6 protein-coding genes are annotated in these 13491 nt (G+C 32.7%); 3 read left to right on the forward strand and 3 right to left on the reverse strand.

The window, feature by feature from the left end; genetic code table 11:
* From M4I23_RS00475 to M4I23_RS00485, 3 genes are all read right to left on the reverse strand, one after another.
* Entirely contained in the window at window positions 1-3231 is a 3231-nt protein-coding gene (locus M4I23_RS00475) for a TonB-dependent receptor (RefSeq protein WP_249753075.1), read from the reverse strand.
* A gap of 492 nt (window positions 3232-3723) precedes the next feature.
* Window positions 3724-4095, reverse strand: a complete 372-nt coding sequence (locus M4I23_RS00480) for a cupin domain-containing protein (protein WP_158845768.1) — start codon at window positions 4093-4095, stop codon at window positions 3724-3726.
* A gap of 24 nt (window positions 4096-4119) precedes the next feature.
* Complete coding sequence (locus M4I23_RS00485; protein ID WP_249753076.1) at window positions 4120-6393, reverse strand: alginate lyase family protein; 2274 nt, start codon at window positions 6391-6393, stop codon at window positions 4120-4122.
* Between the two features lie 880 nt (window positions 6394-7273).
* Between M4I23_RS00485 and M4I23_RS00490 the strand changes: the two genes are divergently transcribed.
* From M4I23_RS00490 to M4I23_RS00500, 3 genes are all read left to right on the forward strand, one after another.
* A complete protein-coding gene (locus M4I23_RS00490) occupies window positions 7274-10315 on the forward strand; it encodes a TonB-dependent receptor (RefSeq protein WP_249753077.1) in 3042 nt (1013 codons plus the stop codon).
* A 21-nt stretch (window positions 10316-10336) separates the two neighbouring features.
* On the forward strand, window positions 10337-11887 hold the full coding sequence (locus M4I23_RS00495; RefSeq protein ID WP_249753078.1) for a RagB/SusD family nutrient uptake outer membrane protein: 1551 nt from the start codon (window positions 10337-10339) through the stop codon (window positions 11885-11887).
* A gap of 115 nt (window positions 11888-12002) precedes the next feature.
* On the forward strand, window positions 12003-13190 hold the full coding sequence (locus tag M4I23_RS00500; RefSeq protein WP_249753079.1) for a glycoside hydrolase family 88 protein: 1188 nt from the start codon (window positions 12003-12005) through the stop codon (window positions 13188-13190).
* Window positions 13191-13491 lie beyond the last annotated feature (301 nt).

Below are 13491 nucleotides of genomic sequence, written 5' to 3' on the forward strand. Positions count from 1 at the left end.
TTAAAATTGAAAGTTAATCCCTGCTGAAATTGTTCTAACCACTGGACCATCTCCTCTTTGATAACCTGATGTTAATGGCGTATTGGCATTATCTGATGTTTGACCAGAAGCATCTGGGTTAAACCCTTCATAACCTTTAGCAGTAAAAAACAATAAATTCTCTCCTGTTAAATAAAACCTTAGCTTATCAATTCCATTTCTTGAAGTAAACGATTCTGGTAAAGAGAAACCTAATGTTACATTTCTTAAAGTCACAAAAGAAGCATCTTGAATATGATCGTCTGTAAATCTTCTATGAACTGTTAAATCTCTATCAGGAAAACTAGCAAGCTCATTTACGGCAGATTCACTAGCATAATACAACTGATCTAAATCGGCAACTCTAACTTCGGCTCCATGAGACCCTTGCCATTGGAATGAAAAATCGAAATCTTGATATCTAAAATCTGAACTGAATCCCCAAGTAAAATCTGGATAAGGACTTCCTAATTCCGTTCTATCCTCATCATCTATAACACCATCATTATTTAAATCTTTTACATAAACATCTGCAAAATCATTATTAAACCTATTAAAAGGATTATCAACCCACTCTAACGGAATTTCTTTTTCGTAAACCCAACCGTAAAAAGATGTTATTGGTTGCCCTACTTTAGCTATAAACTGTGTAGCTCTGGTATCCTGTGCAATCTCAGAAATAATTTGTTCACTTTTCCCTAAACTTTGAACTGTATTTCTGTTTAAAGAAAACTGACCTGAAGCAGACCAACTAAAATCTTCGCTAGTAATAAGTCTTGAATTTAATTCTATTTCAAGACCTTCGTTTTTAACTTCACCAATATTTTGTAACCAATTATCTGCACCATAAGTACCTGCTACCGGAGCAAAAAGAATTAAGTCTTCACTTGTTCTTGTATAATAATCTAATGATAAATTTAAAAGACTTCTACCAAAGGTAACATCTATCCCAGGGTTAAACTCTACTAATTTTTCCCAACCTAAATCTTTATTTGCTAAAGTTAACCCTTTAACTCCTGTTTGACCATTATAACCAACAGTTCCGAATGTTTCTTCGAATCTATAAAGTGATTCAAATATATTGTTAGATATTTCATTAGAACCCGAAACACCATAACTAGCTCTTAATTTTAAGAATGTTACAAGATCGCTTGACGACAAGAAATTTTCCTTCGACATAACCCAACCTACAGAAGCTGCAGGAAAGAACCCAAACCTAGTATTTGGTCCAAATCTAGTACTACCATCAGTACGAGCAGATACTTGTAATAAATATTTTTCATTATAGTTATAATCTACTCTTCCAAAATAAGACACTAACTTATCTGTTCCATTATCTGTATAAGTAGTTCCTCCATCTGCAAGCGCAATATTATTATTAAAATCATTGGTATAACCTACTGCTTCGGTCTCTTGTGTATAAAAATCTCTTTGTGTATACTCAAATCCAAAAACTGAATTAAATTCATGTTTACCAAAACTCTTCTTATACTTAACAAGTGATTCAAATACAAATTGATTTAATTCATCTCTTCCTTCTGCTCTGAAAGCTTCTTGATCTCTATTTTCTTGACCATATAAATAGTCAGCATCATTATTCTTATTGTGTCTAAAAACACCTGAAACAGTTTGTCTAAAATTAAGCCCTTTCGCTAATTCAAAATCAATATAAGATGATGCATTTAAACTTAATTTCTTCTTCGTTCTAGATCTTTCCAGAAAATGAACTAAAGGATGCACATTTTTTGTAGTAGATAAAGTTAGTCCTCCTGATGTTAAATCACTAGCCACTGGAAGTCCTGTATTAGGATCTCTAAGAATTTGTCTAGGATTATTTGGGTCTTGTGTAAAAACATGATCAAAAGCTCTAGAAAAACCATAACTTCCTTCTCCAAGGTTCTCAAATAGTTTCCCAGCATCTGTTGAAGTCCCTACATCTGTAGAAAAATTAGTAACATACTTTAAATGTTCTTCATTTAAGTAAAGCGGCACATGCCCATATTGTCTTAATGGATCTGTAAAACGCGCTGGCAACTTATTTTGATCGTTATAATTAACACTTAAATTTGCACCAAATTTAATTTTCTTGTTTTTTGATTTACTATCAACTTTTATTCTTGCATTATATTTCTTGAAATTATCGGTTAATGCAATCCCCTCATCTTCAAGATATCCTAAAGAAGCCGTGTAACTTGTTAATTCAGTACCTCCTCTTACTGCTAAAGAGTGGCTAGTTATAACACCTCCATTAAAAACTTCATCTTGCCAGTTTTTTTCACCACCACCTAATGAAGCAATGAAATCCATAGCTTCAAGCTCAGCATAAGCAGAATCATAATCACCTAAAATCCTATCATAGTTCGGGCTATCAAGAGATATCCCATTAATCACACTCTCTAATCCATTTAACCTAGCTCTTTCATCTGCTATGGTAGTATTAAAATTGTCATTTTTATTAGCGTATTTATACCCCGTAAATGTATTGTACGAGAATTTTGTTGTCCCTGAAATACCTTTTTTAAGAGTAACTAATATTACGCCATTTGCTCCACGAGAACCGTATATAGCAACAGACGATGCATCTTTCAAAACACTAATAGAATCAATATTATTATTATCGATAGATCCTAAAATATCAGCATCATTACCTAAAACAATTCCGTCTACAACAATTAAAGGGGACGATGAACCTGTAATTGATCCAGGCCCTCTTAATGTGATTTTTGGATCACCACCAGCCTCTGATGATGCTACTTGAATTCTTAAACCAGCTACTTTCCCTTGAAGAGCATCCTCTACACGAGACACCGAAATATTTTCAAGATCTTTACCAGAAACTTTTGTTAAAGCACTAGTTATAGTCTTCTCTTTTTGATCTCCGTAACCAATAACTACAACTTCATTTAGTTGAGCTACATCTTCAAGAAGCGCTATATTCAATGTTTTTTGATTAGCGACAATAATAGTTTGAGAAATAAAACCAACATAAGATATTTGAAGAACATCTCCTTGCTTTACTTCTATTTGAAAAGCACCATCAAAATCTGTTGAAGCTCCTTTTGAAGTATTTGATATAATAACATTTACCCCAGGAATAGGGATGTTATCTGCAGCCGAAACAACAACACCCGTAAGTTGCCTGCTGCTCTGCGCAAATAAAGTAATATTGAAAACCAACATTACTGTTAAAATTAGTTTAGACTTTAAATTCATAATTAAATTAAATTAGTTTAATTTTTACTGTGTTTGAAATGGAGTTTAATTTTCAAAATTATTTGAATTTTAAAAATTGAAATAACTCCATAGTTTTAAGAATTGTTTAACTCCTAAAATTGTATTAAAAACATCTGTACTAACTATAATTATGTAATTTTGTAGAACACATGTTTTAATTAATGTAATGGCATGTTTTAATTTACTTCCCTCCTACAAGAAGTAAATAGTTTTAAAAAGGACGGGGATGAATCCGTCCTTTTTTTATATTTTATAAAAAGCTTTCATAATTATAATTTATAAAATTAACTTTAGTACTCTTACTCAATCAAATAACTGGTTGACCAGATTGGTTTACCAAATATATATAAAATTTTGTTAAAAACAGTAATTTCATAAATTTTAACTAAAAAATCTATTAAAATATCTCCTGTATAAAAAAAACACTTTAAAAAGCATTAATTTATCATCATAACAGATTTTTTACTTTGACTATTTATCTCCAAAATAAGACACACCATCACCACTTAGAAAATCTTCTCTTACAGGACTAAATGTGTCAATTAATTCGCCTTCTTCTAAACAAACCGCACTATGTAATAAATTAGGCTCAATATATACGCCATCTCCTGCTTCTACAATTTGCTTTACTCCATCAATTTCAAATTCAAATTTACCTGAAGCACAAAAAGTAGCTTGCGTGTGAAAATGTTGATGAGGAGAACCTAATGCACCTTTCTCAAATTTCACTCTTACCATCATAATTTGGTTATCGTAGCCTAAAAACTTTCTTGAAACTCCTCCTCCAAGTTCTTCCCATTCCATGTCTTTTGTGATGACGTACTTTTCACTTAATCTTTTCATAATTTTTTATTTAAGTTGATTTATTTATTTGAAATAATGAGAACCAGACCACTCGTAATTCTCATTATTAATTTTCAATTTATGTTTTACTTCCTTTTCACTATTGATATTAGCAGTAATAAATAATTTCGAATTACCTTTTACATTAGTAATAACAATTGCTGTATAAGCTTCGGTATCTAAAAGCACTTTTAACTCCGCTATATTACTTTTAGAATTTACTGCAGATTCTGTTACTGGACTATAACTTCCATGCGCCTCAATTGCAGACACGAACGTTGTGTTCTTAACATTCTTACGTCTTAAAAGTAAAGCAGCCTCTCGTCTTAAATTAAAATACGGATCGTTTGCACCTATTCGTGTAAACAACAAATCGTCGGCAGTAGTAGTAACCGTTGTTAACGTATAAAACTCACCCTTATTCAACCAAGACAATTTACTATTACCACTTTGCGCTTTAGCGGAACCTTCAACAAACAAATGCTGATATCCGTTTTTATTACCTAAAGTTTTTAACGTAGCTGGTGTTTTATATTCAAAGTTTGTTTGTAAAACCTGACCTAAAAAGTAATATGGAAAATCATATTGATTGGCCTTGTTTGATGTCACCTTCATAATATCCAAAACATAAGGTTTTTCAAAATCTTCGTCCTTTATAACAGCCATAGTACGAAGCATTTCTGTTCCTGCATAGGCATGAACATCTTTTGCACTTACTACTTGCACATTTTCATGCTCTGAAGAAAAATAATTAAGTTCTGGATGATATTTATTCCCTGTTTCAAAATCACCATTAAAATGAGAGGTTTCATTTTGGGTCACGGTATTATGAGCTATGGTTTGTTTCGCCCAAGTTTTATTTTCTTTTAAATAATTTCCGCCACCTTTTTGTTCAATATTTACAAAACGAGCTAAACCATAATCCTGGATAACCTCATCACCATTCTCATATAATGAATATGATAATTTATCGTAATGCCCATGGCTTGAACCTTGCGCCGCATATTTAAAAACAAGCTCTATGCCTTCGTTACGCAAAATACCCACACCACCCTGGGAACCATTAGGACCATCGGATAAATTAATCGACTTTTTATTAAACGGTTTTTCTTCTCCATTTTTTATTCCGAGTGCTACTGCTAAACCAGAATCATCCAACAACACTCTATTTTGTTGCTTCGCTATACTTAACAGGCCTGGATCTTGCACTCCAAAATGATAAGAAATATCTACAGCCGTTACTAAAGCACTATTGTAATAAGACATCCCTTTTTGACCATCGTTAAGCGGAAAAAAATCACCATCCGCATCAGATAAATTTAAAAGAGCATTTATTGATTTCAAAAGCACGCCTTCTTTATATTCAAAAATCTTCACATCTGGTCTTACATTATGCAAGCCTTCAGCAAAAATTAAAAAAGGATACATAGCATATCTTTGATAATAAGGTCCTTCATTATAATATCCATCAGGTGAAAAAGGCTCTTCTATATTGGCTAAAAATCCTGCTTTTCCGTCCTTATTAATATAACCACCATCATCATCTTTGGCGGTTTTATCCATTTCTAAATCTTTAATCCCGTATAAAGCACGATTGATTAACTCTTCATCATTCATTACCAAACCAATCATACCAACTGCAGCATTTCCCCATGTACTGTGGTTATGTACTCTGTTGTAAAATTGAGGGTTTTCTATAGAAATATAATCTGCAAAAGGCTTAAATAAATTAGTTTCTAACTTGTTTCTTTCTTCTTCAGTTAAATAATCATAAACACAATCGTAAGCCTGACTTACATAAACCAACCAATTAGAATCATTTAAACATTGCCAGAACAACTTGCCTCTAGCATAAGATCTTGTTTTAGGATGCTTAGGCAATGTTTTATACATACCCTCGTATTGCATAAGCATATCTTTTACATACTTTGCATACTTTTCATCATCTAAAATTTGATATAAAACTCCTGCTTTTTGCAAAACAATCATGTTACGTTTGTGACGCACATGAGTATAACCACCAGAATAATCTTTTGGTGTTGGTGTATCGATACCTAATTCAATTTCGGCATCAATTTCTTCTTGAACTTCTTTTAAAGTATTATCAAAAATTGGAATATTACCCAATTGCGCTCTAATCTCCCTAACTCCTTGTTTTGTAAGAATTAAATTGGGGTGACCTCCTTCAGTCTCTGTAGAAACCATTTCACTTTTTTCATTCGACACTTGCTCCTTACAAGAAAACATAACGATTAAAACGAGTATTAAACTGAGTAAATTGACTCTTGATTTTTTCATTTTTTTTAGAAAAGGTTTAATTGGTTTACCAAATTGGTTTACCAAATATAAGCATTATTATCACTTGCGCAAAAGAATGACCAACATATTAATGATTTTAAAATTGAAAAAAAGTCAAAAATAACCAAGTTTTCAACTTATAAATTAAACAAATTCATTGTTAATTTAAAAACACAACAACAAATAACCGACATAAAATAAATTACACTATTTCACTGTTTTGTGTCTTTATTTGTTTAATTTTCCTACTTTAGGTTTTTCGTAAGAAATTAAAAATAAAAGATATAGGTTAAACGTGCTATATTTTCAAAACTTTTAAGAACCTCTTACCTATAACTCTGCACGCTAAAAACAAGGTGACAATAATGACTTAAATAAAGTATTTAATGCTAACGAATATACTTTTTATTAAAAAAACATTAGTAACAAACGGATATGAGAGGGAATTTAAAAAAATTCAATAAAACATACGTCCAATATTGTAATAAACTTATTAATCTAAAAAAAATAATACTATGTCGCACCACTAGTTAGTTCAACATCACTCATACTAAAATAAGTTTCTTTCACACTTTCAAACCCTTAGCACATAAAAACAAATTGACTCAATCTTGTTTTTATGAAAAATTTAACTATATTTGGTAAACCAAATTGGTAAACCAGTTTAAACAATATTCAAATTCGGACAATTTCACTCCTAATTTCGAACTCTTAAAAACAACAATTAAACTAATTTTAAAATCTACTAAAAAGACTCTATGAAAAACTAAAAAAAGAAAAGAAAGAAGAAAAACAAACAAGCCAAGATATCTGTTGAATCGCCACAAGAATCAACATATGTCTTATTATTTATTCTAAACTAATCTAATTTATTAAACTAATGAAAAAACACAAACGATTAAAAAAGGTTTACCTTTTATTATTAGCCTTTTGTTTTGCATTTACTGTAAATGCCCAACAAAAAACAATAACAGGAACAGTAACCTCGGAAGCAGACAACCAGCCGTTACCTGGTGTTAATGTAATTGTAAAAGGGACAAACACAGGGGCTTCAACCGATTTTGATGGAAACTATTCTATAACTGTAGAAGGAACTAATTTAGAACTAAGCTTTAGTTATGTAGGTTTTGTACTAAAAACGGTATCAGTAGGAAGTCAATCTAAAATTAACGTAGCTTTAACCGAAGACGTAAGTGCTTTAGATGAAGTAGTTGTTGTTGGTTATGGTGCCCGTAAAAAAAGTGATTTAACAGGGGCTGTATCTTCAGTTAAAGCAGAAGAATTAAGTGCGTTTCCTGTACTAAATGCAGAACAAGCTCTTCAAGGGCGTGCAGCTGGTGTAGTTGTACAATCTAATAATGGTGGTGAGCCGGGAGCTCCTATTAATATTAAAATTAGAGGTAATACATCTATCAATGCAAGTAGTAGTCCACTTATTGTAGTCGATGGTTTTGTAGGTGCGAGTATGCCACAGCCAAATGATATTCAATCTATGGAGGTCTTAAAAGATGCCTCTGCAACCGCTATTTACGGATCTAGAGGTTCAAACGGCGTGGTATTAGTAACGACAAAGAAAGGTAAAAGTGGTAAATTAACTATAGAAGTTAATACTAATTACGCTATGCAAAGCACAGGAGATAAACTAGATTTATTAAATGCAGACGAATTTGCAGCTTACCAACAATTAAGAAACCCGTCTTATGTACAAGGAACTGAAAATACAGACTGGCAAGACCTACTATACAAAACAGGTCATACACAAAATCATCAGTTTTCTTTTTCTGGAGGAAGTGATAATATAAATTTTTATGCTTCTGCAAACTATTTTCAACAAGAAGGTGTTATTGTAAATTCCGACTACGAAAAAATGACATTCTTATCAAATATTGATGCTCAAGTAACAGATAAATTAAAATTAGGGTTTAACCTTTTTGGAAGTAGAGCCACTAAAAATGGAGTTTCTACACAATCTACAGGTGAAACTGCTAATGGAGGTGGAGATGATGTTATTTCACTATTAGTTAGGTTTTCTCCAGACTTAGGCATTTTCGATGAAAATGGTGATTATACTATTAACTCTGTTGGAGATAATGTAGACAACCCTTATGCCGTTGCCACAGAACGTATAAATGAGACAAAGTCTGATAGATATAGAGCAAACTTATATGCCAACTATGATATTACAGAAAACTTTGCTTTTAAAACAACTTTTGGTTATAGCACTTTTAACGAAAATGTAGGTACATATATTCCAAAAACATTACTAATTACCGATGGAGGAAACAACGGTACTGCAGAGATTAATAACAGACAATCTACAACCTTATTAAGTGAGAATTACTTAACTTATAAAACCGAAATTGGTAAAGGTAGTTTAACCTTATTAGGAGGGTATTCATATCAAAAAAATACAACAACAAGATTTTCAGCAGGAGTACAAAACTTAATTGATGACGATTTCTCTTTCTATAACTTATCTGGTGGAGATACACCTTTAATCCCGGACTCTTCGATAGTAGAATCTGAAATTCAATCTCAATTTGGTAGAATAAATTATGATTGGGATGACAAATACCTATTTACAGCGACTGTAAGAAGAGATGGTGCATCTAATTTTGCTGAAAACGAGAAATATGCAATTTTTCCATCTGGAGCTATAGGTTGGAAAGTATCTAATGAAGACTTTTTAATGGATCACGAAACCATATCAAACTTAAAATTAAGAGCTAGTTATGGTTTAACAGGTAACCAAGCAATTGATTCTTACCAATCCTTAGCCAAATTTGATAATATTAACGGATTATACGGAGGAAGTGTTGTAAATGCTGTTGTACCTGATCAAGCTGCTAATAATGATTTGAAATGGGAAACATCTTACCAAACTAATATTGGTATAGACTTAGGTTTATTTAATAGCAAAATATCCTTATCATTAGATTATTACAACATTGACACTAAAGATCTTTTAATGGAAGACGGAAGTCAAGCTCAATATTTAGGGTTTCTTACCGCTGCTAGTTTAAGAAACGTAGGAGAGGTAAACAATCAAGGATTTGAAATATCGTTAAACACTAGAAATATTACAAACGATAATTTTACTTGGACAACAGATTTTAACTGGTCTACAAATAAAAATGAATTTAAAAAATTATTAAATGGTCAAGATGTATTTCTAAATGCAGCACCAAGTTATTTATCATTAGGTGGTAGCACTCACGTTTTAAGAGAGGGTGAAGCTATTGGTGTATTTTACGGATATGAATACCGAGGTGTATATGATGGTACTAACATTCCTGCAGGAACAGCTGTCTTTAGTGGTGCCGTTGCTGGAGATGCCTTATACACAGATATCGCTGATGCTAGCGGAAACAGTGATGAATTAATTAATACCGACGATCAAAAATTAATCGGTGATCCAAATCCAGATTGGACTTTAGGTATAAATAATAACTTCTCATACAAAGATTTCGATTTAAATATATTCTTTCAAGGTGTTCAAGGTGGCGATATCTACAACCTAACAAAGCTACAGTCTAATGTTGGAGATTCTAACACAACTAGAGATGTTTTAAATGCTTGGTCGCCAACTAATACAGACTCCAATATTCCTACAGTTTCTGGTGTAAGACGCTCAACTTCTAGATTTGTAGAAGATGGAAGTTATATTAGACTAAAAAATATTGCTTTAGGCTACAACTTACCTGCAAACATCACAGAGAAATTAGGTTTAGATAACCTTAGATTATCTGTAAGTGGACAAAACTTATTAACCTTTACAAACTATTCTGGTTTAGACCCTGAAGTTAGTTATTCTGGTTCTGGTGGAAGCAACGATTCTAAGGCTAACACAACTCAAGGATTTGACTTTGGTAATTATCCAACAGTGAAATCGGTCACTATGAGTCTTAATTTGAAATTTTAATAATAAACTAAAACAGACATAATGAAAACATATAAATATTTATTTTTATTGATAGGATTATCAATGATAGGCTGTTCAGACTTAGAAGAAGAGCCAGTAGGGTTATTATCGCCTACAACCTACTTTACGTCTATAGACAAATTACAAGTAGCAGTTAATGGTGCTTATGGTTATATGCATAATCGCTATTTCCTAACTAGAGAAACTGGCATGACGCTTATGCTTCGTAGTGATATGATTGAAATTTCAGACCCTAACACAAGACAAGAAAGAATTGACCATGATGAGTTTACGGATCTAGATGACAATGGGCAAACCAGAGTAAGTTGGCCAATAATGTATCAAATAATTTCTGCAGCTAATCAAGCTATTGCAGGAGCAGAAACTATAAATGCAGATGAAGCAGAAGTAAATGCTGTTGTTGCTCAAGCTTATTTTGCAAGAGCATTAGCATACTACCATTTAGTGAGACAATTTGGAGACATTCCTTACCTAAGCGAACCAGTAACCAATGTAGAAGAAGGTAATAATATAGAAAAAACAGCAGCGGCAGACGTTTACACAAACATTATTGCAGACTTTACCTTTGCAAAAACATGGCTACCAACAACGCAAGCAACAAAATCTATACCATCTGCAGGAGCAGCGAGTTCTTATTTGGCTTCAGTTTATTTAACTATGGGCAACTATCCAATGGCTTATGCAGAAGCTAAAGATGTTATTAATAAAAAGAACACTTATGGGTATGATTTAGAACCAGATTTTCAAAATTTATTTAATTCAGCCTTAGTTCGTGATTCAAAAGAACCAATTTTTGCATTAGATTATATTGGCGACACGTCTCTTGGAAATTATAGTACAGATTATCTTGTACCATTTACTGGAATTAGAGCAGATGACCAATATGGTTCTGGTCAAGAAGGTTGGGCAGTTCTAGTTCCACCACTTAAAGCATTTACAACTTGGGATGAAAACGATTACAGAAGAGCTGTTAGTTTTAACACCACAGGAGTTTTTGATGGTACTGAAAGAGCTTATAACCAGCCCCCTACAGCTCAAGAATTATTAGGAGACTCTAATAGTCAAGGAGGTTTTAACGCTAAAGATGCTAGAAATAAAAATCAACCATATTGTGCAAAATACACACGTTTTAGAGGTGAATCTGGAGGAAATGGTAGAGCATCTAGCCATGCTTACTCACTTATGCGTTATGCAGAAGTACTTTTAATTGCAGCAGAAGCTGCTAACGAGGTTACTCCTGGAAGTCAAGAAGCACACGACTGGGTAAACGAAGTAAGAGAAAGAGCTAGAGATGGTGCTGCAGGAAGTACGCCTAGTGCATCACCAGCAGATGTTTCTGGATTATCTGGCGCTGCTTTTACAGACATGGTATTAGAGGAACGCAGATTAGAACTTGCTTTTGAACTTAAAAGATGGTACGATATTGCCAGAAGAAAATTGGGTACACAGGCATTTAGTGCATCTGGTTTAGAGGGGGCAAAATCTTTTAGCGAAGACGACTACCTTATTGCAATTCCAGAAGTAGAACAAGAGAGAAACCCAAATCTATAAGTTTAGCACCAATTTTATATGAAGCATATTAGTCGCTTCTAGTTTTAAAACCTCGGATCATTTATTGATTTGAGGTTTTTTTTATTTAATTTACCAATACTTAAATGATACCTCGATGAAAAAACACATACTACTTATCGTGATAATAATAAACCTTTTAAGCTGCAAAAATAAAAGTAGCACAGAAATTACGTCTGTAAAAACTGCCAAAGAATTATTAAACGCTCGATATAAAAAACTACTAGAATACCCTTTAGATTCCTTAGCCTTTCCGCGTAGCGTAAACTTAAAAACCAATACTATAAAAAAAGTACTACCCAAAGATTGGTGCAGTGGTTTTTTTCCTGGAAATCTTTGGCAGATTTACGACTTAACGGGAAACGAGGCTTATAAAAACAAAGCCAAAGAATGGACAGCTTATATTGAAAATGAAAAATTTAACAACCGAACCCATGATATGGGTTTCAAAATTTTCTGTAGTTTCGGAAATGGATTAAAACATGAAGAAAACGAAGAGTACAAAAAAGTTATAGTTGAAAGCGCAAAAACATTAAGCACACGTTTTAATGAACATATAAGCAGTATCCGCTCGTGGGATTTCAACAAAAATGTTTGGCAATTTCCAGTCATTATAGATAATATGATGAATTTAGAATTACTGTTTGAAGCTGCTAAAACCTCCAAAGACAGCTCTTACTATAATCTTGCGGTTAAACACGCTAATACCACGCTAAAAAATCATTTTAGACCAGATAATAGTTGTTATCACGTAGTAGATTATGATACTATTTCGTTTCAACCAAGAATGAAGGTAACACACCAAGGTTTTAATAATGAATCCTCTTGGTCACGAGGACAAGGTTGGGCAATTTACGGTTACACCATGGCATATAGATACACCAAGGATAAACGATACTTAAACCAAGCAGAAGCCACCGCTAATTTCTTTATAAATCATAAAAACTTACCTGAAGACGGGATTCCATATTGGGATTTTAACGATCCTTCAATTCCAAACGCACCAAGAGATGTTTCAGCAGGAGCAATTGTTTCCTCTGCTTTGGTTGAATTATACGGCTATACAAATAACGAGACCTATTTAAATTATAGCAAAAAGGTAGTAAATAGCCTCAAATCTAAAAACTATCTTCTAAATGAAGACATTGAAGCTCCATTCATTTTAGATCATAGCACAGGTAATTGGCCGAAAAATGATGAAGTAGATGAACCTATTGTGTATGGTGATTATTACTTTTTAGAAACGTTACTTCGATTAAAAACTTTAAGAAAAAAAATAGACTAAATTTTAATTGAAATCACTTTACCATGTTTTATTGGAACTTCCTTATTTATATTGTTAGCTTTCAATGAAACATTTACTGTTTGATTAGCCAATGATTGGATAGACAACTCTGCATCTGTAACTTTTACAAACACATCTGTAATTTCAGAAAACTCAATTTTAAATTTATTTAACTCTAAGGATTTTACCGAAAAAAAGACAGTTTCATTTCCTTCAGCAAAACTTGATGCCTAATGTCCCGTAACCTTATAACAGCCTATAATCGAGCAACAAATAACGCACTGGACAATTAAACAAATTA

Origin of the sequence: Algibacter sp. L4_22, from assembly GCF_023473045.1 — a bacterium.
In the GTDB taxonomy this organism is placed as follows: domain Bacteria; phylum Bacteroidota; class Bacteroidia; order Flavobacteriales; family Flavobacteriaceae; genus Algibacter.